Annotated in this window: 23 protein-coding genes; 13 read left to right on the top strand and 10 right to left on the bottom strand. The window is 68.3% G+C overall.

Annotated features, from left to right (window positions below):
• Window positions 1–13 precede the first annotated feature (13 nt).
• From WFQ67_RS26235 to WFQ67_RS26210, 6 genes are all read left to right on the top strand, one after another.
• Window positions 14–1,117, top strand: coding sequence for an ABC transporter permease (locus WFQ67_RS26235; protein WP_337058618.1), 1,104 nt, complete (start codon window positions 14–16; stop codon window positions 1,115–1,117).
• A gap of 61 nt (window positions 1,118–1,178) precedes the next feature.
• Window positions 1,179–2,105, top strand: a complete 927-nt coding sequence (locus WFQ67_RS26230; RefSeq protein ID WP_213626388.1) for an ABC transporter permease — start codon at window positions 1,179–1,181, stop codon at window positions 2,103–2,105.
• 194 nt (window positions 2,106–2,299) lie between these two features.
• Window positions 2,300–2,983: an SDR family oxidoreductase gene (locus tag WFQ67_RS26225; protein WP_213626389.1), complete on the top strand. Its 684-nt coding sequence runs from the start codon at window positions 2,300–2,302 to the stop codon at window positions 2,981–2,983.
• 187 nt (window positions 2,984–3,170) lie between these two features.
• Window positions 3,171–4,250, top strand: a complete 1,080-nt coding sequence (locus tag WFQ67_RS26220) for a BMP family ABC transporter substrate-binding protein (RefSeq protein ID WP_337058617.1) — start codon at window positions 3,171–3,173, stop codon at window positions 4,248–4,250.
• Between the two features lie 64 nt (window positions 4,251–4,314).
• Window positions 4,315–5,277 carry a 2-oxoglutarate and iron-dependent oxygenase domain-containing protein gene (locus WFQ67_RS26215; RefSeq protein WP_337058616.1) on the top strand — a complete coding sequence of 321 codons (963 nt, stop codon included), beginning with the start codon at window positions 4,315–4,317 and terminating at the stop codon, window positions 5,275–5,277.
• Between the two features lie 109 nt (window positions 5,278–5,386).
• Window positions 5,387–6,337, top strand: a complete 951-nt coding sequence (locus WFQ67_RS26210; RefSeq protein WP_213626392.1) for an adenosine deaminase — start codon at window positions 5,387–5,389, stop codon at window positions 6,335–6,337.
• A gap of 227 nt (window positions 6,338–6,564) precedes the next feature.
• Here WFQ67_RS26210 and WFQ67_RS26205 read toward each other — a convergent pair whose 3' ends face one another.
• From WFQ67_RS26205 to WFQ67_RS26195, 3 genes are all read right to left on the bottom strand, one after another.
• The gene (locus WFQ67_RS26205) at window positions 6,565–7,218 is read right to left on the bottom strand and encodes a 7-cyano-7-deazaguanine/7-aminomethyl-7-deazaguanine transporter (RefSeq protein ID WP_285960703.1); all 654 of its coding nucleotides are present in this window, start codon (window positions 7,216–7,218) and stop codon (window positions 6,565–6,567) included.
• A 132-nt stretch (window positions 7,219–7,350) separates the two neighbouring features.
• Window positions 7,351–9,966, bottom strand: a complete 2,616-nt coding sequence (locus tag WFQ67_RS26200; RefSeq protein ID WP_337058615.1) for a PAS domain S-box protein — start codon at window positions 9,964–9,966, stop codon at window positions 7,351–7,353.
• An 84-nt stretch (window positions 9,967–10,050) separates the two neighbouring features.
• Window positions 10,051–10,986: a LysR family transcriptional regulator gene (locus tag WFQ67_RS26195; RefSeq protein WP_213626395.1), complete on the bottom strand. Its 936-nt coding sequence runs from the start codon at window positions 10,984–10,986 to the stop codon at window positions 10,051–10,053.
• 96 nt (window positions 10,987–11,082) lie between these two features.
• On the opposite strand from WFQ67_RS26195, the gene WFQ67_RS26190 reads away from it, so the two are divergent.
• The 3 genes from WFQ67_RS26190 to WFQ67_RS26180 all read left to right on the top strand — a co-directional run bounded on the left by WFQ67_RS26190 (window position 11,083) and on the right by WFQ67_RS26180 (window position 12,975).
• A complete protein-coding gene (locus tag WFQ67_RS26190) occupies window positions 11,083–11,373 on the top strand; it encodes a putative quinol monooxygenase (RefSeq protein WP_337058614.1) in 291 nt (96 codons plus the stop codon).
• 15 nt (window positions 11,374–11,388) lie between these two features.
• Window positions 11,389–12,402: a zinc-binding alcohol dehydrogenase family protein gene (locus tag WFQ67_RS26185; protein ID WP_337058613.1), complete on the top strand. Its 1,014-nt coding sequence runs from the start codon at window positions 11,389–11,391 to the stop codon at window positions 12,400–12,402.
• Between the two features lie 393 nt (window positions 12,403–12,795).
• Window positions 12,796–12,975 carry a hypothetical protein gene (locus WFQ67_RS26180; protein WP_213626397.1) on the top strand — a complete coding sequence of 60 codons (180 nt, stop codon included), beginning with the start codon at window positions 12,796–12,798 and terminating at the stop codon, window positions 12,973–12,975.
• Here the strand turns inward: WFQ67_RS26180 and WFQ67_RS26175 are convergent.
• The 3 genes from WFQ67_RS26175 to WFQ67_RS26165 all read right to left on the bottom strand — a co-directional run bounded on the left by WFQ67_RS26175 (window position 12,972) and on the right by WFQ67_RS26165 (window position 18,604).
• On the bottom strand, window positions 12,972–14,162 hold the full coding sequence (locus WFQ67_RS26175; RefSeq protein WP_236208393.1) for a multidrug effflux MFS transporter: 1,191 nt from the start codon (window positions 14,160–14,162) through the stop codon (window positions 12,972–12,974). The two genes, WFQ67_RS26180 and WFQ67_RS26175, sit on opposite strands and share 4 nt — an antisense overlap.
• Window positions 14,163–14,284: 122 nt before the next feature.
• On the bottom strand, window positions 14,285–17,413 hold the full coding sequence (locus tag WFQ67_RS26170; RefSeq protein WP_280527442.1) for an efflux RND transporter permease subunit: 3,129 nt from the start codon (window positions 17,411–17,413) through the stop codon (window positions 14,285–14,287).
• 12 nt (window positions 17,414–17,425) lie between these two features.
• Window positions 17,426–18,604, bottom strand: a complete 1,179-nt coding sequence (locus WFQ67_RS26165; RefSeq protein ID WP_213626399.1) for an efflux RND transporter periplasmic adaptor subunit — start codon at window positions 18,602–18,604, stop codon at window positions 17,426–17,428.
• Window positions 18,605–18,761: 157 nt separating this feature from the next.
• Between WFQ67_RS26165 and WFQ67_RS26160 the strand changes: the two genes are divergently transcribed.
• On the top strand, window positions 18,762–19,391 hold the full coding sequence (locus WFQ67_RS26160) for a TetR family transcriptional regulator (protein ID WP_213626400.1): 630 nt from the start codon (window positions 18,762–18,764) through the stop codon (window positions 19,389–19,391).
• A gap of 7 nt (window positions 19,392–19,398) precedes the next feature.
• Here the strand turns inward: WFQ67_RS26160 and WFQ67_RS26155 are convergent, their stop codons facing one another.
• On the bottom strand, window positions 19,399–19,596 hold the full coding sequence (locus tag WFQ67_RS26155; RefSeq protein ID WP_213626401.1) for a heavy-metal-associated domain-containing protein: 198 nt from the start codon (window positions 19,594–19,596) through the stop codon (window positions 19,399–19,401).
• Between the two features lie 112 nt (window positions 19,597–19,708).
• On the opposite strand from WFQ67_RS26155, the gene WFQ67_RS26150 reads away from it, so the two are divergent.
• The 3 genes from WFQ67_RS26150 (at window position 19,709) to cueR (ending at window position 23,262) form a co-directional block, all read left to right on the top strand.
• Window positions 19,709–20,080 carry a hypothetical protein gene (locus WFQ67_RS26150; protein ID WP_213626402.1) on the top strand — a complete coding sequence of 124 codons (372 nt, stop codon included), beginning with the start codon at window positions 19,709–19,711 and terminating at the stop codon, window positions 20,078–20,080.
• A gap of 288 nt (window positions 20,081–20,368) precedes the next feature.
• Window positions 20,369–22,771, top strand: a complete 2,403-nt coding sequence (locus WFQ67_RS26145; protein ID WP_337058612.1) for a heavy metal translocating P-type ATPase — start codon at window positions 20,369–20,371, stop codon at window positions 22,769–22,771.
• Window positions 22,772–22,860: 89 nt separating this feature from the next.
• Window positions 22,861–23,262, top strand: a complete 402-nt coding sequence (gene cueR, locus WFQ67_RS26140) for a Cu(I)-responsive transcriptional regulator (RefSeq protein WP_173171598.1) — start codon at window positions 22,861–22,863, stop codon at window positions 23,260–23,262.
• Here the strand turns inward: cueR and WFQ67_RS26135 are convergent.
• The 3 genes from WFQ67_RS26135 to WFQ67_RS26125 form a co-directional block, all read right to left on the bottom strand.
• Complete coding sequence (locus WFQ67_RS26135) at window positions 23,228–24,130, bottom strand: EamA family transporter (protein ID WP_263151341.1); 903 nt, start codon at window positions 24,128–24,130, stop codon at window positions 23,228–23,230. The two genes, cueR and WFQ67_RS26135, sit on opposite strands and share 35 nt — an antisense overlap.
• A 173-nt stretch (window positions 24,131–24,303) precedes the next feature.
• Window positions 24,304–24,768 carry a bacterioferritin gene (gene bfr / locus WFQ67_RS26130; RefSeq protein ID WP_111262019.1) on the bottom strand — a complete coding sequence of 155 codons (465 nt, stop codon included), beginning with the start codon at window positions 24,766–24,768 and terminating at the stop codon, window positions 24,304–24,306.
• An 87-nt stretch (window positions 24,769–24,855) separates the two neighbouring features.
• Window positions 24,856–25,749 (bottom strand): PA4780 family RIO1-like protein kinase, encoded by an 894-nt coding sequence (locus WFQ67_RS26125; RefSeq protein ID WP_173171594.1) that lies wholly within the window; start codon window positions 25,747–25,749, stop codon window positions 24,856–24,858.
• Window positions 25,750–25,777 lie beyond the last annotated feature (28 nt).

The following is a 25,777-nucleotide window of genomic DNA, read 5'->3' as shown; positions in this document are numbered from 1 at the left end:
CCCGGAGCCTTTCATGTTGCTATCCCTGGAACCCCGCACGCAGCAGTCGCGCGCGATGCTCCTGCTGTCCCCGGTGCTGGCCGGCCTGCTGACCCTGGCCTGCGGCTCGGCGCTGTTCGTCGCCCTCGGCCATGACCCGCTGGAAACCCTCCATGCGCTGCTGGTGGCACCCATCAGCGATCTCTACGGCGTCTCCGAGCTCCTGGTGAAGGCGCTGCCCATCCTGCTCTGCGCCCTGGGCCTGGCGGTGGCCTACCAGGCGCGCATCTGGAACATCGGCGCCGAGGGCCAGCTGCTCATGGGCGCCCTGGCCGGCAGCGCGGTGGCGGTGCACCTCATCGACTGGGAAAGCCGCTGGGCCCTGGTCCTGGTGCTGGGCGCCGGCATCCTCGCCGGAGCCGCCTGGGGCGCGCTGGCAGCCTGGTTGCGCACGCGCTTCAACGCCAACGAGATCCTCACCACCATCATGCTCAACTACGTGGCGCTGAACCTGCTGCTCTTCGCCGTGCACGGCCCGCTGAAGGACCCGGCCGGCTTCAACTTCCCCGAGTCGGCGATGTTCGGCGACGCCTCGCGGCTGCCCCCGGTGTTCGAGGACCTGCGCCTGCACATCGGCCTGTACTTCGCCCTCCTCGCCCTGGTGGCGGTGTGGGTGCTGCTGCACAAGAGCTTCCTCGGCTTCCAGATCAAGGTGCTGGGCCTGGACAAGCGCGCCGCCGGCTTCGTCGGCTTCCGCGAAAAGCGCCTGGTGTGGCTGGCCCTGCTGGTCAGCGGCGGCCTGGCGGGCCTGGCCGGCGTCGGCGAAGTCACCGGCCCCATCGGCCAACTGGTGCCGCAGGTGTCGCCGGGCTACGGCTACGCCGCCATCACCGTGGCCTTCCTCGGCCGCCTCAACCCCTTCGGCATCCTCGTCGCCGGGCTGTTGATGGCGCTGCTGTTCCTCGGCGGCGAAAACGCGCAGATGGCCCTCAACCTGCCGCAGTCGATCACCCAGCTGTTCCAGGGGATGATGCTGTTCTTCCTGCTCGCCTGTGATGTGTTGATTCTGTATCGGCCACGCTTGGCGTGGAGCTACAAGCTGCAAGTGGCAAGCGCCAAGAAGCGTGCCGCCGCATGAGTCACTCCCACACCCGTTCTTCAACTCGTAGCTTGCGGCTTGCCGCTCGAGGCTTCCTTCCATGGATCTAGATCTGCTGACCAACATCCTCTACGCCATGGTCCGCTGCGGCACGCCGCTGCTGCTGGTCGCCCTGGGCGAGCTGGTGTGCGAGAAGAGCGGCGTGCTCAACCTCGGGCAGGAGGGGATGATGCTGTTCGGCGCGGTGGTGGGCTTCATCGCCGCCATCGGCACCGGCAACCTGTGGCTCGGCGTGCTGCTGGCGATGGCCGCGGGCATGCTGCTGTCCGCCCTCTTCGCCCTGGTCGCCCTCGGCTGCAACGCCAACCAGGTGGCCACGGGGCTGGCGCTGACCATCTTCGGCATCGGCCTGTCGTCCTTCGTCGGCGCCGCCTGGGTGGGCAAGCCCCTGCAGGGTTTCGAGCCGGTGGCCATCCCGCTGCTCAGCGGCATTCCGCTGCTGGGCAAGATGCTGTTCAGCCAGGACCTGATGGTCTACCTGTCCTTCGCGCTGTTCGCGCTGATCGCCTGGGCGCTGCTCAAGAGCCGCATCGGCCTGGTGCTCCAGGCGGTGGGCGAGAACCCCGATGCGGCCAGCGCCATGGGCCTGCCGGTGCTGCGCGTGCGCACCCTGGCGGTGCTCTTCGGCGGGGCCATGGCGGGCATGGCGGGGGCCTACCTGTCCCTGGCGTACACGCCGATGTGGGCGGAGAACATGACCGCCGGGCGCGGCTGGATCGCCCTCGCCTTGGTGGTGTTCGCCAGCTGGCGGGTGTTCCGCGTGCTGCTGGGGGCCTACCTCTTCGGCCTGGCCAGCATCCTCCACCTGGTGGCCCAGGGCGTGGGCCTGGCCATCCCCGCCAACCTGCTGGCGATGCTGCCCTACGTGGCGACCATCCTGGTGCTGGTGCTGCTCTCCCGCGATGCCGCGCGCACCCGCCTGTTCGCCCCCGTGTCCCTGGGCCAGCCGTGGAAGGGCGGGCATTGATAGGGCACGGCTCCCGGGCTGAACGACCGTAGGTTGGCGCCGAGCGCAGCGAGGCCCAACGGTGCGATACCCACCCTCGCTGCGTTGGGCTTCGCACCTCAGCGGAACGCCGCCCGGCCCACCTACATCGACATCCCACGCGGGCGCTCAATAAGCGGCTACTCTTGCCGGTCTTCACACGCAGAGGACCGCACATGAGCAGCACACAAACCGCATTGATCATCGGCGCCTCCCGGGGCATCGGCCTGGGCCTGGTCAAGCAACTGCAGGCCGCCGGCTGGCAGGTCACAGCCACGGTGCGCAACCCGCAGGGCGCCGGCGACCTGGCCGCGCTGGAGAACGTCGAGGTACGCACCCTGGAGCTGGACAGCGTCGCCAGCCTGGAGACCCTGGCCGGCGAACTGGATGGCCGCGCCTTCGACCTCATCCTGGTCAACGCCGGCGTCTACGGCCCGGTGCACCAGTCCGCCGTGCAGGCCACCGAGGCCGAGATCGCCCAGCTGTTCCTCACCAACGCCGTCGCCCCCATCCGCCTGGCCCAGCGCCTGAAGAGCAACCTGCTGCCCGGCGGCACCCTGGCCTTCATGAGTTCGGTGCTGGGCAGCGTGGCCGGCAACGATGCCGGCGGCCTGGCGCTGTACCGCGCCAGCAAGGCGGCGCTGAATTCCATGACCCGCAGCCTGGTGGCCGAATGGGCGGAAGCCGCGCCCACGGTGCTGAGCCTGCATCCGGGCTGGGTGAAGACCGACATGGGCGGCGAGTCCGCCGAGATCGACGTCGCCACCAGCGTCCAGGGCCTGGTGCAGCAGATCGAGGCGTATGCCGGGCGCGGCGGCCACCACTACATCGACTACCAGGGCCAGACCATTCCCTGGTGACGCACCAGCAGGCGGCGGGCAGCGCCCGTCGTGCACCATCCGCGCTCGCAGGCGGTGCACATTGCCGGCATCGAGGGGCCTGGCACGCGGCTTTGCGCGCCGCCTGTCCAGTTGGTCAATTTTTTGCAATCGCCTGGTCAGCCCACAGGGCACAGCACAGAACAACAGACCAGGAGCCCCATCCCCCATGTTCGATTCCAAGAAGAACCTGCTGCGCACGCTCGTCGCCGCCATCGGCTTCAGCGCCACCCTCGGCGCCTCCGCCGCCGACCCGCTGAAGGTCGGCTTCGTCTACGTCGGCCCCATCGGCGACCACGGCTGGACCTACCAGCACGAGGAAGGCCGCAAGGCGCTGGTGGCCAAGCTGGGCGACAAGGTCGAGACCAGCTTCGTGGAGAACGTCGCCGAAGGCGCCGACGCCGAGCGGGTCATCCGCAACATGGCCAAGGGCGGCTACGACCTGATCTTCACCACCTCCTTCGGCTACATGAACCCCACCGCCAAGGTGGCCAAGCAGTTCCCCAAGGTCACCTTCGAGCACGCCACCGGCTACAAGCAGGACAAGAACCTCGGCACCTACCTGTCGCGCTCCTATGAAGGCCGCTACGTCGGCGGCTTCCTCGCCGCGAAGATGACCAAGAGCCACAAGATCGGCTACATCGCCTCCTTCCCCATCCCGGAAGTGATCCGCGACATCAACGCCATCCAGCTGGCGCTGAACAAGTACGACCCGCAGGCCGAGATCAAGGTGGTCTGGGTCAACTCCTGGTTCGACCCGGGCAAGGAAGCCGACGCCGCCAACGCGCTGATCGACCAGGGCGTGGACGTGGTATTCCAGCACACCGACAGCCCGGCGCCGATCCAGGCCGCCGAGCGCCGTGGCGTGTACTCCGTGGGCTACGCCTCGGACATGGCGCACTTCGGGCCCAAGGCCGTGCTCACCTCCATCGTCAACAACTGGGGGCCGCACTACATCCAGGCCGCCGAAGGCGTGATGGCCGGCACCTGGAAGTCCCAGGACTACTGGGGCGGCCTGGCCGAGGACACCATCCAGCTGCCCATCAGCGACCTGGTGCCGGCCGACGTGAAGGCCGAGGCCCAGGCGATCATCGCCCGCATCAAGAGCGGCGAGTTCCACCCCTTCACCGGCCCGATCAAGGACCAGAGCGGTGCCATCAAGCTGGCCGACGGCGTGGTCGCCACCAACGCCGACCTGGCGGGCATGAACTACTACGTCGAAGGCATCAAGGCGGAACTGCCGAAGTAAGCGACGCCCTCTCCCCTGGCGCCAGGGGAGAGGGTATTGAACCCTGCGCTCCAAGGATCACCCGATGAACCAGCTTCCCCTCATCGACATCGCCGCGCTCTACGGCGACGACCAACAGGCCTGGCAGCAGGTCGCGGCGCAGATCGACGCCGCCTGCCGCGACTGGGGCTTCTTCTACATCACCGGGCACGGCATCGCGCCCGAGCGCATCGAGGCGTTGACCCGCGCGGCCAAGACCTTCTTCGCCCTGCCCGACGCCGAGAAGCTGCGGATCGACATCACCCGCACCGCGCACCATCGCGGCTATGGCGCCATCGCCACCGAACAGCTCGACCCGAGCAGGCCTAGCGACCTGAAGGAAACCTTCGACATGGGTTTCCACATGGCCGCCGACCACCCCGAGGTGCTGGCCGGCAAGCCCCTGCGCGGGCCCAACCGCCACCCCGAACTGCCCGGCTGGTCGGCGCTCATGGAACAGCACTACGCCGACATGCAGGCGCTGGCGCAGACCCTGCTGCGGGCCATCGCCCTGGCCCTGGGCATCGAGCGCGACTTCTTCGATGCGCGCTTCGCCGAACCCATCAGCGTGTTCCGCATGATCCACTATCCGCCGCGCCACACCGCCAGCTCCGTCGAGCAACAGGGCGCCGGTGCGCACACCGACTACGGCTGCGTGACCCTGCTGTACCAGGACGACGCCGGCGGCCTGCAGGTGCAGGACGTGCGCGGCCAGTGGATCGACGCGCCACCCATCGCCGGCAGCTTCGTGGTCAACATCGGCGACATGATGGCGCGCTGGAGCAACGACCGATACAAGTCCACGCCGCACCGGGTCATCAGCCCCCTGGGCGTGCACCGCTACTCCATGCCCTTCTTCGCCGAGCCGCACCCGGACACCGAGATCAGCTGCCTGCCCAATTGCTCCAGCGCCGACAAGCCGCCGAAGTACCCACCGGTGACCAGCGCCGAGTACCTGCTCTCGCGCTTCGCCGACACCTACGCCTACCGGCGGGAGGAGACGGCCTGAGCGACGCCCGATGAACACGAGCGCCCCTGCCGTACAGGCGCTCGCTCGGCGAAATCCTGTCCGGGAAGTTAAACTTGCCGTCGACCTTGCCTGATAACGAGAAACCACCATGTACGACTGGCTCAATGCCTTGCCCAAAGCCGAACTGCACCTGCACCTGGAAGGTTCGCTCGAGCCCGAGTTGCTGTTCGCGCTGGCCGAACGCAACAAGGTCGCCCTGCCCTGGCACGACGTCGAGACCCTGCGCCGCGCCTACGACTTCGGCAACCTGCAGGAATTCCTCGACCTCTACTACGCCGGTGCCGATGTGCTGCGCACCGAGCAGGACTTCTACGACCTGACCTGGGCCTACCTGCAACGCTGCAAGGCTCAGAACGTCATCCACACCGAGCCCTTCTTCGACCCGCAGACCCACACCGATCGCGGCATCCCTTTCGAGGTGGTGCTGAACGGCATCCGCCACGCCCTGGACGACGGTCGCAAGCAGCTCGGCATCAGCTCCGGGCTGATCCTCAGCTTCCTGCGCCACCTCTCCGAGGACGAGGCGCAGAAGACCCTCGACCAGGCGCTGCCCTTCCGTGACGCCTTCGTCGCCGTGGGCCTGGACAGCTCCGAGATGGGCCACCCGCCGAGCAAGTTCCAGCGCGTGTTCGACCGCGCCCGCGCCGAAGGCTTCCTCACCGTCGCCCACGCCGGCGAGGAAGGCCCGCCGGAATACATCTGGGAGGCCCTGGACCTGCTGAAGATCCAGCGCATCGACCACGGCGTGCGCGCCATCGAGGACGAGCGCCTGATGCAGCGCATCATCGACGAGCAGATCCCGCTGACCGTCTGCCCGCTGTCCAACACCAAGCTGTGCGTGTTCGACCACATGAGCCAGCACAACATCCTCGACATGCTCGAGCGCGGCGTGAAGGTGACGGTCAACTCCGACGACCCGGCCTACTTCGGTGGCTACGTCACCGAGAACTTCTTCGCCCTGCACGAGCACCTGGGCATGAGCGAGGAACAGGCCCGGCGCCTGGCGCAGAACAGCCTGGATGCCCGGCTGGTGAAGTGAACGAAAAGGGCCGCGATGCGGCCCTTCTTGCAGATGGACATGGAGGAGCGGTGGGCTGAAGCCCACCCTACGCACACCCTGCAAGCCCGTAGGATGGGTAGAGCATGGCGAAACCCATGCTGCCGGCTGATGGGTTTCGCTTCGCTCGCGGAACGCCGCCCGACCCATCCTGCGGCCCCTGCGAGGAGCTTCGCGAGCAGAGCTCGCTCCTACGACCTAGGTGAAGCTCAGGCGGCGCGTTCGCTGCGCGGCGTGATGGCGCGGAGGATGCCGTTGAGCAGCACGCCGTAGAGCGGCACGAACAGCACCAGGCTGACGCTGAGCTTCACGCCGTAGTCCACCGTGGCGATCTCCACCCAGTGCTCGGCCATGAAGGGGTTGTCGCTGTGCCAGAAGGCGACGGAGAAGAAGGTGAAGGTGTCCAGCAGGTTGCCGGCGATGGTGGACACCACCGGGGCGACCCACCACTGGCGCATCCTGCGCAGGCGATCGAAGACCTGGATGTCGAGGACCTGCCCCAGCACGTAGGCGAGGAAACTCGCGAGCGAGATGCGTGCGACGAAGAGGTTGAACTCGCCCAGGGCGCCGAAGCCCTGGAACGCCGCGTCCTGGAACAGCACCGAGACCACGTATGAAGCCGCCAGTGCCGGGAGCATGACCCGGGCGATCACCTGGCGCGCCGCCTGCTTGCCGAGCAGGCGCACGGTCAGGTCGGTGGCCAGGAAGATGAACGGGAAGCTGAATGCGCCCCAGGTGGTCTGCCAGCCGAACAGGGTCATGGGCAACTGCACCAGGTAGTTGCTGGCGATGATGATCAGGATGTGGAATGCGATGAGGCCGGTCAGCGCGGGGCGCCAGACCTTGGGGAGAGCTGCGGGCATGGTGGTTCACGTCCTTTTTGCCGATGGGGTGAGGGAACCCATGTCGCAGCCCCATGGCCACGACGGCGCGCATTCTAACTTGACCCGCGCGTCAAAAAAAGCGTCCGCAAGGGGGTTTCGTCGGCGGCTTTCTCAGCCGTGCTCCAGTGCCTCGACATACACCGCCATGCGCCCGCGCCCGCCATGCTTGGCCCGGTAGCAGGCGATGTCGGCCTGGCGCAGCAGCTCGGCCGGCTCGCTGTTGCCAGCGTGCAAGGGCGCCAGGCCGATGCTGGCGCCGACCTGGAAGGTGCGGCCTTCCCATTCGAAGCGCAGGCCGCGCACCTGCTCGATCAGCCGATCGGCGAGGATTTCCGCCTGGGCCAGGGGGCAGCTGCGCAGGATCATGGCGAACTCGTCGCCCCCCAGGCGCGCCACCAGGTCGCCGCTGCGCACCTGTTCCTGCATCAGCCGCGAGATGCGCCGCAGCAGTTCGTCACCGGCGGCATGGCCGGCGCTGTCGTTGACCTGCTTGAAGAGGTCCAGGTCGATGAAGAACAGCACGCTGTGCCCGGCGTTCTGCGTCACCTCGCGGCAGCTTTCCGCCAACGCGTCCTCGAAGGCCGAGCGGTTGAGCAGGCCGGTCAGGGCGTCGTGGCTGGCGGCATAGCGCAGGTGCTTCTGCATCGCCCGCGCCTCGCTGACATCGGTGAACACCAGCACGCTGCCGAGCAGCTCGCCCTCGGCGCTGCGTACCGGCGCCGCCTGGCCACGCAGGGCGATCAGGCCGCCGGCGGCATGGCGCAGGGACGAGAGCCCGGGGATGCTTTCCTCCGTGCCGCGCTCCAGGCACAGGCGCACCGGGCTCGGCACCGGCCGGCCCTCCTCGCTCTCCAGCGGCAGCACCCGCTCGATCTCCTGGTTGCGCGCCGCCGCCGTGCTCCAGCCGCTGAGGCGCTCGGCCACCGGGTTGAGGAAGCGCACGCGGCCATCCAGGTCCGTGGTGATCACCCCGTCGCCGATGCAGTTGAGGGTCACCTGCAGGCGCTCGCGCTCGTCGTTCAGCCGCTCGGTGAGTTCGCGCAGCTGGGTCACGTCCCAGTTGGTGCCGATCATCCGCGTCGGCTTGCCCTCGGCGTCGAGGGCCAGGCTGCCGTGCCCGCGCAGCGCACGCGTCTCGCCGTTGGGCAGGGAGATGCGGAACTCCACGTCCAGCCGCGCCAGGCCTTCGCGCACCCGCTGCAGCTCGCGGTGCAGGGCTTCGGCGTCGCCCGGGTGGACGAAGCGCGACCACTCCTCGTAGCTCACCGGCCGCCCCAGCGGGCGCATGCCGTAGAGGCGGAACAGGCTGTCGTCCCAGATCATGTCGTCGCTGACCAGGTCCCACTCCCAGACGCCCACGCCACTGGCGTCGGTGGCCAGGGAATAGCGCTGGGCGAGCTCGGCCAGCTCGGCCTCGGCACGCTTGCGCCGGTCGATGTCCTCGATCTGGGCGATGAAGTACAGCGGCTGCCCTTCGGCATCGCGCACCAGGGACACCGCCAGCAGCGCCCAGACCTCGGAGCCATCGCGGCGCAGGTAGCGCTTCTCCAGCCGATAGCTGTCGCGACGGCCGGCGAGCGCTTCCTGCACCAGCTCCAGGTCATCGGACAGGTCCTCGGCCTGGGTGATGTCCTGGAAGCTCATCGCGACCAGTTCGGCCGGCCCGTACCCGAGCATCTCGCACAGGGCGCGGTTGACCCGCTGCAGCCTGCCATCCAGCCCCACCAGGGCCATGCCGATGGCCGAGTGCTCCATGGCGTCGCGAAAACGCGCCTCGCTGATGGCCAGCTCGCGCTGGCGTCGCCGGCCCTGCTCCACGGCAGCGGCCAGCAGCAGCGGGGGCAGCAACGACAACAACAGCGGCAGGTAAAGGGTGATCTCCTGCCACAGGGGCGTCACCGGCTGCAGCGACAACCCTCCCATGGCGACCATCAGGCCGCCGCTGAAGGAGGCCAGGGTCACCAGCAGCGCAGTGCCGGCGAAGGGCAGGCGCACCGCCGCCAGCAGCAGCGGCAGCGACAGGTAGACGAAGGGCGTCGGCAGCAGGCGCAGGGATACCAGGGTCACCAGCAGCACCAGCGGCACGTAGAAGAGCAGCTCGTGGGGGCGCTTCGGCGAACGCAGGGACTGCAGGCCATGCTGCTGCAGCTGCACCGTCAGCGGCAGGATCGACAGGGTGCCCAGCACCGCGCCCTCGTACCAGGACAGCCAGACCCGGCCGAAGCCGGCGTAACCGATGCTCTGCACGATCAGCGCGCCCAGGGTCGAGCTGACCAGCGGCGGCACCATGGCCCCGAGCAGGATGAAGCGGAGGAAGGCCGACGGGCTGCGGCTCATGTTCAGGGCCACGCCGGTGCGGCGCAGCAGGAAGGCGGCGAGCGCCATCTCCAGCATGTTGGCCGGCAGGAAGCTGGCGGACATCGCCAGGGTGTCGCCCATCACCTGACCGGCCAGCATGTTGGCCACCAGCATCACGCCGAGCAGCGCCGGCCAGCGACGCAGTGGCTGGTTCCAGAGGAAGGTGATGCCGAAGGCGTTGGCATACCAGAGGGTGGCGATGGTGCCCGGCTGGCGCGCCAGCCAGACGGCGCCCAGGGCGAGCACCAGGTAGCCGAAGAAGACCAGCGCCAGGGTCGGGCCGAGGCGCGCCGGGGCGGGCGGCAGGGCGTTCACGGCCATGCGCGTCGACAAGGGCAAGGGGCTGGACGGCTGGGGATCACGGCTCATCTCCAGGGCTGGACGGCGGATAGGCGGGCTCGCCCTAGCAACAATAGCGAATGGCGCGGCCCGCACAACAGCTGGCTGTGACGCTCAGCGCGGAAGCCGGGCCACGCCCTCCCAGGGCGCGCCGACCAACAGCTCGCCACAGCGCTGGCGAAGGAACTCGCGCAGCAGGTTCACCGGCTTGCTCAACTGGGCGCGATGGGGGCAGATCAGGTTCAGCGGCGTGGGCTCGCCCAGGTGATCCTCCAGCGCCAGCTGAAGGCGCCCGGCCCGCACATCGGCGGCCACGTCGAGCCAGGACTTGTACACCAGCCCCTGCCCGGCCACCGCCCAGCGGCGCACCACGTCGGCGTCATCGCAGACCCGGTCGCCGGCCACGGTGACGGTCTGGCTGCGCCGGCCCTCGTGGAATGTCCACTGGTCGTGCACGCGGCCGCCCAGCACATAGAGCAGGCAGTTGTGCCGGTGCAGTTCCTCCGGGGTGCGCGGGTGGCCGTGCCGGGCGAAATAGCCAGGTGCGCCGCAGAGCACGCGACGGTTGCCCGGAGCCAGGGGCAGCGCCACCAGGCTCGAGTCCTCCGGCTCGCCGGAGCGGATGGCGATGTCCACCGGCTGGCGGAACAGGTCGGCCACCTGGTCGCTGAGGAACAGGCGGACGGCGAGGCGCGGGTGCTCGGCCTGGAATTCGTCCAGCCAGGGCAGCAACACGTTGCGGCCGAAGTCCGAGGGCGCCGAGAGTTGCAGCAGGCCGCCGATATCGCTCTTGCCGCCGGCCAGCTGCCGGCGGCCCTCGTCCAGGCTCTGCAACGCGGCACGGGCGTGCACCAGGTACTGCTCGCCCTCTGCGGTCAGGCGCAGGCTGCGCGTGGAGCGGGCGAACAAGCGCGCATCGAGACGCTGCTCGAGGCGCTTGAGCGCAGCGCTGGCCACGGCCGGGGAGATCTCCAGCTCGCGGGCGGCGGCCGAGAGGCTGCCACGGTCGGCGGTACGGACGAAGACGGTGAGGTCGTCGAGGCGCAGCATTTTCAAAATTCCATTGAAAGACTGTCGTCTTCTAGCTGATTTTTCTGCGCTACGAAATAGCCCAACCTATGCGCCATCGTCCCCGGAGAAGCCGCCATGACCACGCTGCACCTGATCGCCCATATAGACGCCCAACCCGGCCAGGCCGAGGCGGTGGAAGCCGCCCTGCGCGAGCTGGTTACCGCCAGCCGCAGCGAGCCCGGCTGCCTGCAGTACGACCTGCACCGCGACCGCGCTGACGCGCTGAGCTTCGTCATGCTGGAAACCTGGCGCGACGAAGCCGCCCTCGACGCGCACAAGGCCACCGCCCATTACCGCCACTTCGGCGACGCCCACGGCAGCCGCCTCAAGGGCGTCACCCTCACCCTTCTCGATCGCCTCGCCTGAGCCCAGGAGCCCCCGATGAAAGCCATCGCCTATTACCAGTCCCTGCCCATCGACCATGCCGATTCGCTGCAGGATATCGAACTGCCCGCCCCCACGCCCGGAGCCCGTGACCTGCTGGTGGAGGTCCGCGCCATCTCGGTGAACCCGGTGGATACCAAGATCCGTCGCAACGTGCAGCCGGAGAACGGCCAGGCCAAGGTGCTGGGCTGGGACGTCGCCGGCGTGGTCAAGGCGGTGGGCAGCGAGGTGAGCCTGTTCCAGCCCGGTGACGAGGTGTTCTATGCCGGCGCCCTGACCCGCCCGGGTGGCAACGCCGAGCTGCACCTGGTGGACGAACGCATCGTCGGCAAGCGCCCGCAGGGCCTGGACTTCGCCCAGTCCGCCGCCCTGCCGCTGACCGCCATCACCGCCTGGGAACTGCTGTTCGACCGCCTCGGCATCACCGAGGGCCGAGCCGACCAGGGCCAGAGCCTGCTGGTGGTCGGCGCGGCCGGCGGCGTGGGCTCCATCCTCGTGCAACTGGCCCGCCAGCTCACCGGCCTGACCGTGATCGGCACCGCCTCGCGCCCGGAAACCCAGGCCTGGGTCCGCGAGCTGGGCGCCCACCACGTCATCGATCACAGCCAGCCGCTGGCGGCCGAACTCAAGCGCATCGGCATCGACAGCGTCACCCACGTCGCCAGCCTGACCCAGACCGACCAGCACCTGGAGCAACTGGTGGAAGCCCTTGCGCCCCAGGGCAAGCTCGCCCTGATCGACGACCCGGCCGGCCTCGACGTGCTCAAGCTCAAGCGCAAGAGCATCTCGCTGCACTGGGAGTTCATGTACACCCGCTCGATGTTCGAGACCCGCGACATGATCGAGCAGCACAAGCTGCTCGGCCGCGTCAGCGAGCTGATCGACGCCGGCGTGCTGAAGACCACCGTCGGCGAACACTTCGGCCGCATCGACGCCGCCAACCTCAAGCGCGCCCATGCGCTGCTGGAGAGCGGCAAGGCCAAGGGCAAGATCGTGCTCGAAGGGTTCTGAGATACGCCCGTCGCTGGGGTGCCCTCCCGGGCGCCCCAGCGCGAATGAATTCCCACAACAGCGAACCCCTGCGTGGACATGACCACCGCGTAGGGTGGAGGTCGCTTTTTACCTCCACCAAGCGGGGCCGCGAATGGCATGTCGTTTTGCCTGAGGCTCTGAACCGATGGGTTTCGCTGGGCTCGCGGAACGCCGCCCGACCCATCCTACGAATACGCCGAGCCCACGAGGGAGAGATATCGAGGCGAAACCCGAGCTGGCAGGGTGCACTTCGTGGGCCCGGCGCCCTCAGCCGAACGGTCTTACGCCACCAGTCGGCAATTTGACCCGGATCATTTTCTGTCATCTACCCGGGTCTACACTGGGGGCTCACTTTCTCAGGGAGAGGGCACCATGAAAATCATAGTCCGACCGCTCCGCACCACCCAGGGCAACAGCTGGCAGGTCTGCATGGACCAGCACGCGGTGAGTTTCCGCAGCGAGGCCGAGGCCCGGCGCTTCGTCGCCACGCTGGAAGCGCGCCTCAAGGCGCCCCACGTCCTGCCGGAACCGGCACGACGGGCCGCGGGCTAGCCGAGCACCGACGGCTGGCCACGGGTCAGCCGCCAGGTGATCAGCGACGCACACACGGCTCCGGCGCCGCACAGGCAGATCACCATCGCCATCGGCATCGCCGAGCCATCGTGCAACACCCCGACCAGCGCGGCGGCGCCCGCCGCCACGCTGAACTGCAGGCTGCCCATCAACGCCGACGCACTGCCGGCATGGCGGCCCTGGCCGGCCATCGCGCTGGCCGAGGCGTTGGGGATGATGATGCCCAGGCTGGCGATGCAGCCGAACAGCGGCACCAGCAATGGCCACAGCGCCTCGGTATGCGCGTGGGCTACCGCCAGCAGCGCCAGTGCGCACCCCAGGTAGAACCACACCACCCGACGCATCCAGTAGGCCGGCCCGCCGAAGCGCATCAGCCAGGCGTTGACCTGGGCCACCAGGATGAAGCCCAGGGCGTTGCCGCCGAACAGCCAGCCGTAGTGCTCCGCCGGCACGCCGTAGAGTTCGATGAAGACGAAGGGCGAGCCGGCGATGTAGGCGAACATGCCGGCCATCGACAGGCCGCCGGTCAGGGCGTAGCCGATGAACACCCCGTCCCCCAGCAACCGCTTGTACTGGCCCAGGGCACCGCGCAGCGGCGGCCGCTCGTCGCCCGTGGTGAGGGTCTCCGGCAACCACAGATAGACGCCGGTGAGCACCAGGGCGCTGAACAGGGTCAGCCCGAAGAAAATCGACGGCCAGCCGAACAGGTCCAGCAGCAGCCCGCCGCCCAGGGGCGCGAGGATGGGCGCCAGGCCCATCACCAGCATCAGTTGCGAGAACACCTTGGCCGAGGCGATGGGGTCGCAGAGATCGCGCACCACCGCCCTCGAGACGACCATGCCCGCGCAGCCGCCCAGGGCCTGGACGAAGCGCGCGCCGATCAGCCACTCCAGGCTCGGCGCCATCGCGCAGGCCACCGACGCCAGGGTGAACAGGCTCACCCCCACCAGCAGCGGCAGGCGCCGGCCGAAGCGGTCGGCGATCGGCCCGTAGAGCAGTTGCCCGATGGCCAGGCCGATGAAGTAGGACGCCAGGCTCAGCTGCACGTGCTCGACGTCGGTGGAGAAGGCCAGGGCCAGCGCCGGGAAGCTCGGCAGGTAGAAATCGATGGCCATCGGGCCGAAGGCACTGAGCGACCCGAGGATCAGCAGGATGCGGAAATTCATGGTTCACCTGAAAACAGGGCGCCGCCCCGAGGGCGGCGCCGTTGACTGCAAAAGAGACCGTGGAGCGGGCGTGCGGTTCGATGTCCGGTGGCCTCCCGCGTGCGCGGGGATGGCGCCGGACGTCATTCGGCGGCCGGTGCCTTCTTCTTGCGCCCCAACCTGTCGGCGGCGGATTCCACCAGCAGGTAGAACATCGGGATGAGGAAGGTTGCCAGCAACGTGGCGGCAAGCATACCGCCAATCACGCCGGTACCGATCGAATGTCGGCTCGCCGAGCCCGCGCCGCTGCTGATGGCCAGCGGCACGCACCCGAGGATGAAGGCCAGCGAGGTCATGACGATGGGTCGGAAGCGCAGCTTGGCCGCCTCCAGCGCCGACTCGAAGATGCCCATGCCTTCTTCGCGGCAGAGCACGGCGAACTCGATGATGAGGATGGCGTTCTTCGCCGCCAGGCCGATCAGCGTCACCAGCCCGACCTGGAAGTACACGTCGTTGGACAGCCCGCGCAGCCACACCGCGAGGATGGCGCCGAACACCGCGAAGGGCACCGCGGTGACCACGGCGATGGGCAGGGTCCAGCGTTCGTACTGGGCGGCGAGGATGAGGAACACCAGGATCAGGCCGAAGACGAAGGCCTTGCTGCCCGAGCCCTGGGTCGCCAGCTCCTGGTAGGCCGAGCCGATCCAGCCGATGCTGTAGTCCTCGCCCAGCACCTCGTCCGCCACCTCCTGCATCGCCGCCAGTGCCTGGCCGGAGCTGTAGCCCGGTGCCGGTCCGCCAAGGATCTTGGCCGCCGGGTAGACGTTGAAGCGTGCGTAGGAGTCCGGCCCGAGGATGCGCTGCACGCGCACCAGGGACGACAGCGGCACCAGGTCGCCGGAGGCCGAGCGCACGTACACCTGGCTCAGGTCCTCGGGCTTGCGGCGGAACTCGGACTCGGCCTGCAGGCTCACCTGCCAGGTGCGCCCGTAGAGGGTGAAGTCGTTGACGTAGTAGCTGCCGAAGGTGGACTGCATGGCGGTGAACACATCGTTCACCGCCACCCCAAGCGCACGGGCCTTGGTGCGATCCAGGTCGACGTAGTACTGCGGCACGTTGGCGTTGAAGGTGGTATTGACCCCCACCAGCTCCGGGCGCTTGGAGATGGCGCCGATGAACTTGGTGACCGTCTCCTCCAGCTGCGCGACGCTGCCGCCGGAGCGGTCCTGGATGTACGCCTCGAAGCCGCCGGTGGTGCTCATGCCGGTGATCGGCGGCGGGTTGAAGGTCATCACCACGCCGTCCTTCTGCCCGGCGCCCATGGCCATGAAGGCGGGCGGCAGGTTGCGCGCGTCCAGCTCGTCGGTGGTGCGCTCCTTCCAGTCCTTCAGCGGCACGAAGGACACGCCGGCGTTGCTGCGGGTGCCGAAGGTGAGCACGTCGAAGCCGGCGAAGGTGACCACGTCCTGCACCGCAGGGTGCTTCATCAACTGCTCGGTCACCGCGCTGGTGACTTCCTCGGTGCGGGTCAGGGAGGCGGCCGGCGGCAGGAAGTAGGCGTTGATCACGTAGCCCTGGTCCTCATCCGGCACCAGCGAACCGGGCACGCGGCCGAACAGCAGCACCATCAGCGCGATCATTCCGCCGAACAGGAGCACGCCGATGACGCTGCGTTTGAGGAAGAAACGCACGCCCGCGGTATAGCCGTCGGTGGCGCGGTCGAAGAAACGGTTGAACCAGCGGAACGGCGCCGCCGGTTCGTGATGGGTGGGCTTGAGCAGCAGGGCGCAGAGCGCTGGCGAGAGGGTCAGCGCGACGATGCCTGAGATCACCACCGACACCGCGATGGTGATCGCGAACTGCTTGTACATCTGCCCCGCCAGGCCGCCGAGGAAGCCCACCGGGATGAACACCGCGCAGAGCACCAGGACGATGGCGACGATGGGCCCGGTGACCTCCTCCATGGCCTTGATCGAGGCGTCGCGCGGGCTGAGCTTCTCGGTGCGCATCACCCGCTCGACGTTCTCCAGCACCACGATGGCGTCATCCACGACGATGCCGATGGCCAGCACCATGCCGAACAGGGTCAGCAGGTTGATCGAGAACCCGAGCATGTACATGCCGGCGAAGGTGCCGATCAGCGATACCGGGATGGCCAGCACCGGAATCAGCGTGGCACGCCAGTTCTGCAGGAAGATGAACACCACCAGCATCACCAGTACCAGCGCCTCGACGAAGGTGTGGATCACCTCCTCGATGGAGACCTTGACGAACTTGGTGGTGTCGTAGGGGATCTTGTAGGCGATGCCGTCGGGGAAGCGCTTCTCCAGGCGCTTCATGGTGGCCTCGACCGCCTCGGCGGTGTTCAGGGCGTTGGCGCCGGGCTGCAGGTAGATGCCGAAGGCGGCGTTCTGCTGGCCGTTCAGCGAGGTCATCAGCGAGTAATCCTGGGCACCCAGCTCGACCCGTGCCACGTCCTTGAGCAGCAGGCTGGCGCCGGTGGGGTCGGTGCGCAGGATCACGCTCTCGAACTCCTTCGGCTCGGTAAAGCGGCCCTTGGTGGTGACGGTGTAGGTGAAGTCCTGGGGCTGGTTCAGCGGCTGCTTGCCGAAGCTGCCGGCGGCGAACTGGGAGTTCTGCTCCTGGATGGCCTTGACCACGTCGGTGGGGGTCAGGTCGTACTGCGCCAGCTTGTCCGGCCGCAGCCAGATGCGCATGGAGTAGTCCTTGGAGCCGAACTGGCTGGCATCGCCCACGCCGGGGATGCGCTTGAGCTCGTCGATCACGTTGATCAGCGCGTAGTTGCTGATGTAGATCGGGTCGCGGGAATTGTCCGGGGAGAACAGCGTCACCACCTGGAGGATGTCGGAGGACTTCTTCTCCACCTTCACGCCCTGGCGGCGCACTTCCTCGGGCAGCTTGGCCAGCGCGGCCTGGACCTTGTTGTTGACGTCGATGGTGGCCTGGTCCGGGTCGGTGCCCACCTGGAAGTACACGGTCAGGCTCATGGCACCGTTGCTGTCGGAGTTGGACAGCTGGTAGATCATGCCCTGCACGCCGTTGATCTCCTGCTCCAGCGGCGCCGCCACGGTTTCGGCGATCACCTGGGAGCTGGCGCCCGGGTAGCTGGCGGTGACCGAGACCTGCGGTGGCAGGATCTCCGGGTACTGGGCGATGGGGAGCGCGCGCATGGCCGCGAGGCCGCCGAGGATGATGACGATGGAGATGACTGCGGCGAACACCGGGCGGTCGATGAAGAAGCGTGAGATCACGGCGGACGCTCCTCAGGGCTGTTTCGGCTGGGCGGCGGGCTTGTCCTGCGCTTCGACGGCCTTGACGGGCGAGTCGGGCCGCACCTTCGGCAGGCCCTCGACGATGACCCGATCGCCTTCGGCGATACCGGACTCGATGACCCAGCGCCCCTCGGAGGTGTCCCCGGTCTTCACCTCGCGCATGCGCGCCACGCCATCCTTGTCCACCACGTAGACGAAGGTACCGCGCGGCCCCTGTGCCAGGGCGCGCTCGGGCACGGTGATCGCCCTGGGCCGGCTCAAGCCCTTGACCAGTACCCGCACGAACTGCCCGGGCAGCAGCTTCTGCTCGGGGTTGGGCACCACCGCGCGTGCGCTGACGGTGCCGGTACCGGTGTTGACGAAGCTGTCGGTGAAATCGACGCGGCCCTCCAGCGGGTAGGTGGAACCATCGCCGAACTTGAGCACGGCGGCCATCTTGCCGCCCTCTGGCAGGGTCAGCTTGCCGGTCTGCACGTCCTCGCGGATGCGCTCGGCCTCGGTGTCCGGGTAGCCGAAATTGACGTAGATGGGGTCGAGCTGAGTGAGCTGGGTCAGCAGGCTGGAGTTGGGATCGCCGGCCACCACCAGGCTGCCCTCGGAGCGGGTCTCCTTGCTGGTCATGCCGGTGATGGGCGCCTCCACCGTGGTGTAGTCGAGGTCGATCTGCTTGGCCTGCACGTTGGCCTCGGCGGCCTGCACGTTGGCCTTGCTCTGCTCGAAGTTGGAGACGGCGTTGTCCAGCTCGCTCTCGCTGGCGAAGCCCTTCTTCTGCAGCTCGCGGATGCGCTTGAGGTCACGCTCGGTCTGGCGGTAGCGCGCCTGCTCCTGGGCCAGCGCGCCCTTGGCGCTGGCGAGGGCGGCCTGGTAGGTGCGGGGGTCGATGCGGAACAGCACCTGGCCCTTCTGCACCTTGCTGCCCTCCTGGTAGGTGCGCTCCTGAAGGATGCCGCTGACCTGGGCGCGGACCTCGACCTCGCGATAGCCGGCGGTACGCCCGGCGTACTCCAGGGTCATCGGCAAGGCAGCCGCCTTCACCGTTTCCACCAACACCTCCGGCGGCGGCGGGGCCGCCTTGGCCGGAGCATCGGCTGCCTCGGCGACCAGGCTCAGCGTGGCCAGGGCAAAGGCGCAGAACCGCAGGGGAAAGGTGAAAGAGGGTGTAAACGGCATCGTGCGTCTCCATTCCATGACAGCGCCTGGTTGGCAAAAACAGGAATCAGGTCAAGGCTGGATACATGCATTCACGTGTGTAAAAGCAGTATCCGACTGCAAAATCGGTAAACTCTGGCCCCCGAACAGAAGCCTAGACAGTATTCGTCCAACTGCTATGCGCAGAACCAAAGAAGAAGCGGAGAAGACCCGCAGCGATATCCTGGCCGCCGCCGAGGTCCTGTTCCTCGAGAACGGCGTCGCCCACACGTCCCTCGAGCAGATCGCCCGGGCGGCGGGTGTTACCCGTGGCGCCGTCTACTGGCACTTCCAGAACAAGGCCCATTTGTTCCACGAGATGCTCAACCAGGTGCGCCTGCCACCGGAACAGATGGCCCAGCGCCTGCACGGCGCCGAAGGCCGCGACCTGCTGCAATCGCTGCTCGAGTTGTGCGTGGAGGCCATCACCTCCCTGGCACTGGACCAGCAGCGCCATCGCATCTTCACCATCCTCCTGCATCGCTGCGAGTTCACCGAGGAACTGCGCGAGGCGGAGGATCGTCACAATGCCTTCGTCAACCAGTTCATCGACCTGTGCGAGGCACTGTTCGCCCGCCCGGGCTGCGTCGAGCGCCTCCTGGATGGGCTCACCCCGCGCCTGGCATCGCGCGCCTTGCACGCGCAGATGATCGGGCTGTTCACCGACTGGACGCGCGACCCCGAGCTGTTCGATCCGCAGCGCGAGGCCGGCGTGCTGGTGGGCACCCTGTTCCGCGGGCTGTTCCGCGACTGGGACCAGGGCGCCTGACCGGACCTCAGGCCGCTTCGGCCGCGTAGCCCTCCTCGCGGATGGCCGCCAGCATCTCGTCCAGGGGCAGCCGGCTGGCCACGCGCACCTCGCCCGCGCCCAGGTCGACCTGGACCTCGGCCGCCGGGTCGCGGCTCTGCAACGACTGGGTGATGGCGCGGACGCAGTGGCCGCAGGACATGCCGCTTACCTTGAGAATCTGCATGATCGACTCCTGATTTGATGAGACTGGAGCCAGTCTCGGGCTTGCCACCGTGGCAAGGTCAAGCATGCCGCGATCCCCTACACTCGATGCATGCCGTCCCGGAGTCGCCGCCATGTCCCCCACCCGCCTCTGCCTGATCGCCCTGCTCGCCCTCGCCGGCTCGGCGCAGGCCCAATCCCCCATCGACTATGGCGTGCTGATCGTCAGCCGCGAACGCGTCGAACTGCCCACCAGCTGCGATGTCGGCCTCTACCTGCAGGACCAGCTCGCTGCGCGCCTGGTGCAGGGTGAAAGCATCGCCTTCAACCTCCCGCCAGGGCCGGTCGCCATCCGCCTCGGCCTGCTCGGCCCCGGCCGCTGCAAGCCCGGCATCGAGCAGCAGCGCCTGCAGTCCATCAGCCTGGAAGCCGGCGAAGTCCGCAGATACCGCCTGGCGATGAACACCGCCGGCCTGTACCTGACCCCGGCGCTGGCCAATCCCTGATCGACAGCGCCGGCCCAAGCGGGGCCTCCCGGCTCGCGAGGATGCAGGTGAACGCACCGTCATTCCCGCGAACACGGGAACCCACTGGAAAGGGAGGCCGGGCCATCGCGGATGAATCCGCTCCCACAAAGAAACACGTGCTCATGAGGACGCCGTGCGCGCCGGGTGGATCGCTGGGCGAATGAATTCGCCCCTACAGATGGGGCACCGAAGCGATGCGACAACTCGCCGCTTGACCTTGCCCTCGTGTCAAGGTCGATCCTGTGGGCAATCCAGGAGGAATTGCCCATGAGCCCATCCGTTTCGTTCGACCTGCCCATCGCCGGGATGACCTGCGCCAGCTGCGCCGGACGCGTGGAGCGCGCCCTGGCCAAGGTGCCGGGCGTGGAGACCGCCAGCGTCAACCTCGCCACCGAGCGGGCCCGCGTGCAAGCGCCGGGCGACAGCCTGCCGGCCCTGCGCGCGGCGGTGGAGGCTGCCGGCTACGAAGTGCCGGGCCAGCGCCTGGAACTGGCCATCGACGGCATGACCTGCGCCAGTTGCGTGGGCCGCGTCGAGCGCGCCCTGGCCAAGGTGCCTGGGGTCGGCGAGGTGACGGTGAACCTCGCCACCGAGCGCGCCCACCTGCTGCTGCTCGGCGAGGTGGAACGCAGCACGCTGCTGCAGGCCGTCGAACACGCCGGCTACCAGGCCCGCACCCTGGATACGGGTGCGCCGCGCGGCGATGACAACGCCAGCCGCCTGCGCCACGAGCGCTGGGCGCTGATCGTCGCCCTCGCCCTGGCCGCTCCGCTGGTGCTGCCGATGCTGGTGGAACCCTTCGGCCTGCACTGGATGCTGCCCGCCTGGGTGCAGTTCGCCCTGGCCACGCCGGTGCAGTTCATCCTCGGGGCACGCTTCTACCGCGCCGCCTGGAAAGCCGTGCGCGCCGGCGCCGGCAACATGGACCTGCTGGTGGCCATCGGCACCAGCGCGGGCTACGGCCTGAGCCTCTACCAGTGGTGGACGGCCCACCCCGGCCACGTGCCGCATCTGTATTTCGAAGCCTCTGCCGTGGTCATCGCCCTGGTGCTGCTGGGCAAGTACCTGGAGAGCCGCGCCAAGCGCCAGACCAGCGCCGCCATCCGCGCCCTGGAAGCCCTGCGCCCCGAGCGCGCCATCCGCCTGCGCGACGGCCGCGAGGAAGAGATCGCCATCGCCGAACTGCGCCTGGGCGACGAGGTGCTGGTGAAGCCGGGTGAACGCTTCCCGGTGGACGGCGAGGTGCTGGAAGGCCAGAGCCATGCCGACGAGGCCCTGATCAGCGGCGAAAGCCTGCCGGTGCCCAAGGCCCCGGGCGACCGCGTCACCGGCGGCGCCATCAACGGTGAGGGGCGTCTGCGGGTGCGCACCACCGCCCTGGGCGGCGAGACGGTGCTGGCGCGGATCATCCGCCTGGTGGAGGACGCCCAGGCGGCCAAGGCGCCGATCCAGAAGCTGGTGGACCGGGTCAGCCAGGTGTTCGTCCCGACGGTGCTGCTGATCGCCCTGGCCACCCTCGGCGGCTGGCTGCTGGCCGGTGCCGCGCTGGAGACCGCGCTGATCAACGCCGTCGCCGTGCTGGTGATCGCCTGCCCCTGCGCCCTCGGCCTGGCCACGCCCACGGCGATCATGGCGGGCACCGGCGTCGCGGCCCGCCACGGCATCCTGATCAAGGACGCCGAAGCCCTGGAGGTGGCCCATGCCGTCACCGCCGTGGCCTTCGACAAGACCGGCACCCTCACCTCCGGCACCCCGCGCATCACCAACCTGGCGGCCGCCGATGGCGACGAAGCCGCCCTGCTGCAATGGGCCGGCGCCCTGCAGCGCGGCAGCGAACACCCGCTGGCAAAGGCGGTGCTGGACGCCTGCGACGAGCGCGGGCTGACGGTGCCCGAGGTGAACGACAGCCAGTCCCTCACCGGGCGCGGCATCCGGGGCGGGGTCGAGGGCCGCCTGCTGGCACTGGGCAACCGCCGGCTGCTGGAGGAACAGGAGCTCGATGGCGGCGCCCTGCTGGAATCGGCCACGGCCTGGGAAGCCCAGGGCCGTACCCTCTCCTGGCTGCTGGAACTGCAACCCGAGGTGCGGGTGATCGGCCTCTTCGCCTTCGGCGACGGCCTCAAGGACGGTGCCCGCGACGCCGTGCAGGCCCTGCGGGAACGCCACATCGCCAGCCACCTGATCACCGGCGACAACCGTGGCAGTGCCCGGGTGGTGGCCGAGGCGCTGGGCATCGACGACGTGCACGCCGAAGTGCTGCCCGCCGACAAGGCCGCCGAGGTGGCGCGGCTCAAGGCCGGCGGCGCGGTGGTGGCGATGGTCGGCGACGGCATCAACGACGCCCCCGCCCTGGCCGCCGCCGATGTCGGCATCGCCATGGGCGGTGGCACCGACGTGGCCATGCACGCGGCCGGCATCACCCTGATGCGCGGCGACCCGCGCCTGGTCCCCGCCGCGTTGGAGATCGCCCGGCGCACCTATGGCAAGATCCGCCAGAACCTGTTCTGGGCCTTCATCTACAACCTGGTGGGCATCCCGCTCGCCGCCGCCGGCATGCTCAACCCCGTGGTCGCCGGCGCGGCGATGGCGCTCTCCAGCGTCAGCGTGGTGAGCAACGCGCTGCTGCTGAAGACCTGGAAACCGGCCGGGTACGAACCCAAGGAAGACTGAAGCCAGGACGCTGTTCTGGTAGGGGCGAATTCATTCGCCAAGCGCCCCGCAAGGGGCGCCCAGACACCTCAACCCAAGAGGACAGATGCATGAACATCGGCCAGGCCGCGAAGAAGAGCGGGCTCACCGCGAAGATGATCCGCTACTACGAATCCATCGGCCTGCTGCCGGAGGCCGGTCGCAGCGACAGCGGCTACCGCCAGTACAGCCAGCAGGACCTGCACAGCCTGGCGTTCATCCGCCGTTCACGGGACCTGGGCTTCTCCCTGGAGGAAGTCGGCAAGCTGCTGCAACTGTGGCAGGACCGGGGCCGCGCCAGTGCCGACGTCAAGGCGCTGGCCCGCGACCATATCGACGAGCTGAACCGCAAGATCGCCGAGCTGGCCGGCCTGCGAGACACCCTGCAGGAACTGGTGGACCACTGCCAGGGCGACCACCGCCCCGACTGCCCGATCCTCAAGGACCTGGAGTCGGGCGGCTGCTGCCACTGACCAGGCGGCCCAGCAGCCCCTTGGGCAGCACGGTGATCGCCAGGCCGACGAAGACGATGACGCAGGCCAGCCAGCCCGACGGGCTCAGCGCCTCGTCCAGCAGCAGCCAGCCGGAGAGCAGCCCCGAGATCGGCACCGCCAGGGCGAAGGGGGTCACCAGGCTCGCCGGGTGACGGCTGAGCAGGAAGCTCCAGATGGCGAAGCCCAGGGTGGTGGCACCGAAGGCCACAAACAGCAGCGAGCCGTAGCCCACCAGGGTCGCGTGCTCGAACGCGGCGGCCATCGCCTGCGGCCCCTCGAACACCCAGGACAGCGCCAGCAGCGGCAAGGGCGGCACCAGGCTCACCCAGCAGATCAGCCGCAGCATGTCGCTGGCGCCCGCGCGCTTGGTGGCGATGTTGGCGAAGGCCCAGGCCAGCGCGGCCACCAGCACCAGCGCGAAGGCCAGCAGGCTGTCACCCATGGGCCGCTCCAGGCCGATCAGCACCAGGCCGGAGGCGGCCAGGGCCAGGCCGAGCACGCCGCGCCGGCTGGGCCGCTCGCCCAGCAGCAGGGCGGCGATGAGGATGGTGAAGAACACCTGGCTCTGCAGCACCAGGGACGTGAGCCCCGCCGGCATGCCGATCTTCATGCCGATGAACAGCACGCCGAACTTGAACACCCCCAGCAGCAGGCCGATCTGCACGATCCGCCACAACGGCGCCGGCATCGGCCCGCGCAGGAACAGCAGCGGCGTCGCCGCCAGGGCGAAGCGCAAGGCGCAGAACAGCAGCGGCGGGAATTCCGCGAGGCCGAGCTTGATGACGACGAAGTTGACACCCCAGACCAGGGTGACCAGCAGGGCGAGGAGGATGTGCGGCAAGGGCATGGCGTGCACTCGTAGGGCGGGCAGGCAACGCTAGCAGCTCATCGGGCACCTGTATGGATACAGATGCCCGCAAATGGCGTGATACAGGGATGCGGCCATGAAAAAGCCCCCGGAGGCGCGTCTCTCGGGGAGACGCCCCTCCGAGGGCTCGGCGTGAGTCGGTGCGGACCCGATCAGGCCTGGGATTGCAGGTAGTTCTCCAGGCCCACGCGGTCGATCAGGCCCAGTTGCTGTTCCAGCCAGTAGGCGTGGTCTTCCTCGGTGTCCTGCAGCTGTAGGGCGAGGATGTCGCGGCTGACATAGTCCTTGTGCTTCTCGCACAGGGTGATGCCCTTGCTCAGCGCGGCACGGACCTCGTATTCGAGGTTGAGGTCCGAGCGCAGCATCTCCGGTACGGTGGCGCCGGGATGGATGGCCTTGGGCGTCATGTCCGGGGTGCTTTCGAGGAAGAGGATGCGCTTGAGCAGGGCATCGGCGTGCTCGGTCTCCTCCTCCATCTCGTGGTTGATGCGCTCGAAGAGCTTGGTGAAGCCCCAGTCCGCGTACATCCGCGAGTGCAGGAAGTACTGGTCGCGAGCGGCCAGCTCGCCGCGCAGCAGATCCTTCAGGTATTCGACGACTTCGAGTTGCCCTTGCATGCGTGTTCTCCCCTGCAAACGCGGTGATCCGAGGGCGCAATGGTCCTGCGCGGATCGGCCCCGGTCAAGCGAGCCGATGCCGCAGTGTCAATTCTGCATCCAGGGCGGCGGTGGCGGCTCGTCGCGGGCCTTGTCCTCGTCCTCGTTGAGCAGCGCCTGGCGCCGGGCTTCCTCGGCCAGGGCGGCCTTGATCTCGCGCATCACCGCGTCGACGTCGGCGGAATCCTCCGGCTCGGCGAACTCGCCGGTGAGCTTCGAATCCGGGGTCAGCTTGCCGTCCTCGTAGAGCGCCCACATTTCCTTGGCGTAACGGGTGTAGAGCAACTCGGGGGCGAACTGCCCGAAATAGGACGCCATGTTGCCGACATCGCGCTCCAGCATGCGGAAGGCGTGGTTGTTGCCGGCGGCATCCACCGCCTGGGGCAGGTCGATGATCACCGGACCGTACGGGTCGAGCAGGACGTTGAACTCCGACAAGTCGCCATGGACCAGGCCGGCGCAGAGCATCTTGACGATCTCGCCGATCATGAAGGCGTGGAATTCGCGGGCATCCTCGGGCGTCAGGTCGACGTCGTTGAGGCGCGGCGCGGCATCGCCGTAGCCGTCGGTGACCAGCTCCATCAGCAGCACGCCATCAAGGAAGTCATAGGGCTTGGGCACGCGCACGCCCGCCGCGGCCAGGCGGAACAGGGCCGCGACCTCGGCGTTCTGCCAGTTCTCCTCCTGCTCCTTGCGCCCGTACTTCGAGCCCTTGGCCATGGCCCGGGCGTCACGGCTGTTACGTACCTTGCGGCCCTCCTGGTACTCGGCAGCCTGGCGGAACCCGCGCTTGTTGGCCTCCTTGTAGACCTTCGCGCACCGCAACTCGCCGCCACAACGCACAACGTAGACCGATGCTTCCTTGCCACTCATCAGGGGCCTGACCACTTCGTCGATCAGGCCGTCTTCCACCAACGGTTCAATGCGTTTTGGAGTCTTCATGCTGCTTTGTAGCCAATCCTCTGTTTGC

This window comes from Pseudomonas sp. USHLN015 (assembly GCF_037153275.1).
GTDB classification, from domain to species: domain Bacteria; phylum Pseudomonadota; class Gammaproteobacteria; order Pseudomonadales; family Pseudomonadaceae; genus Metapseudomonas; species Metapseudomonas tohonis.
This window is presented reverse-complemented; position numbering and strand designations above follow the sequence as displayed.

What these genes read in the sequence shown, in the direction of transcription:
- WFQ67_RS26235 (WP_337058618.1), top strand. Translation starts at nt 14, where the DNA reads ATGTTGCTATCCCTGGAACCCCGCACGCAGCAGTCGCGCGCGATGCTC.
- WFQ67_RS26230 (WP_213626388.1), top strand. Translation starts at nt 1,179, where the DNA reads ATGGATCTAGATCTGCTGACCAACATCCTCTACGCCATGGTCCGCTGC.
- WFQ67_RS26225 (WP_213626389.1), top strand. Translation starts at nt 2,300, where the DNA reads ATGAGCAGCACACAAACCGCATTGATCATCGGCGCCTCCCGGGGCATC.
- WFQ67_RS26220 (WP_337058617.1), top strand. Translation starts at nt 3,171, where the DNA reads ATGTTCGATTCCAAGAAGAACCTGCTGCGCACGCTCGTCGCCGCCATC.
- WFQ67_RS26215 (WP_337058616.1), top strand. Translation starts at nt 4,315, where the DNA reads ATGAACCAGCTTCCCCTCATCGACATCGCCGCGCTCTACGGCGACGAC.
- WFQ67_RS26210 (WP_213626392.1), top strand. Translation starts at nt 5,387, where the DNA reads ATGTACGACTGGCTCAATGCCTTGCCCAAAGCCGAACTGCACCTGCAC.
- WFQ67_RS26205 (WP_285960703.1), bottom strand. Translation starts at nt 7,218, where the DNA reads ATGCCCGCAGCTCTCCCCAAGGTCTGGCGCCCCGCGCTGACCGGCCTC.
- WFQ67_RS26200 (WP_337058615.1), bottom strand. Translation starts at nt 9,966, where the DNA reads ATGAGCCGTGATCCCCAGCCGTCCAGCCCCTTGCCCTTGTCGACGCGC.
- WFQ67_RS26195 (WP_213626395.1), bottom strand. Translation starts at nt 10,986, where the DNA reads ATGCTGCGCCTCGACGACCTCACCGTCTTCGTCCGTACCGCCGACCGT.
- WFQ67_RS26190 (WP_337058614.1), top strand. Translation starts at nt 11,083, where the DNA reads ATGACCACGCTGCACCTGATCGCCCATATAGACGCCCAACCCGGCCAG.
- WFQ67_RS26185 (WP_337058613.1), top strand. Translation starts at nt 11,389, where the DNA reads ATGAAAGCCATCGCCTATTACCAGTCCCTGCCCATCGACCATGCCGAT.
- WFQ67_RS26180 (WP_213626397.1), top strand. Translation starts at nt 12,796, where the DNA reads ATGAAAATCATAGTCCGACCGCTCCGCACCACCCAGGGCAACAGCTGG.
- WFQ67_RS26175 (WP_236208393.1), bottom strand. Translation starts at nt 14,162, where the DNA reads ATGAATTTCCGCATCCTGCTGATCCTCGGGTCGCTCAGTGCCTTCGGC.
- WFQ67_RS26165 (WP_213626399.1), bottom strand. Translation starts at nt 18,604, where the DNA reads ATGCCGTTTACACCCTCTTTCACCTTTCCCCTGCGGTTCTGCGCCTTT.
- WFQ67_RS26160 (WP_213626400.1), top strand. Translation starts at nt 18,762, where the DNA reads ATGCGCAGAACCAAAGAAGAAGCGGAGAAGACCCGCAGCGATATCCTG.
- WFQ67_RS26155 (WP_213626401.1), bottom strand. Translation starts at nt 19,596, where the DNA reads ATGCAGATTCTCAAGGTAAGCGGCATGTCCTGCGGCCACTGCGTCCGC.
- WFQ67_RS26150 (WP_213626402.1), top strand. Translation starts at nt 19,709, where the DNA reads ATGTCCCCCACCCGCCTCTGCCTGATCGCCCTGCTCGCCCTCGCCGGC.
- WFQ67_RS26145 (WP_337058612.1), top strand. Translation starts at nt 20,369, where the DNA reads ATGAGCCCATCCGTTTCGTTCGACCTGCCCATCGCCGGGATGACCTGC.
- cueR (WP_173171598.1), top strand. Translation starts at nt 22,861, where the DNA reads ATGAACATCGGCCAGGCCGCGAAGAAGAGCGGGCTCACCGCGAAGATG.
- WFQ67_RS26135 (WP_263151341.1), bottom strand. Translation starts at nt 24,130, where the DNA reads ATGCCCTTGCCGCACATCCTCCTCGCCCTGCTGGTCACCCTGGTCTGG.
- bfr (WP_111262019.1), bottom strand. Translation starts at nt 24,768, where the DNA reads ATGCAAGGGCAACTCGAAGTCGTCGAATACCTGAAGGATCTGCTGCGC.
- WFQ67_RS26125 (WP_173171594.1), bottom strand. Translation starts at nt 25,749, where the DNA reads ATGAAGACTCCAAAACGCATTGAACCGTTGGTGGAAGACGGCCTGATC.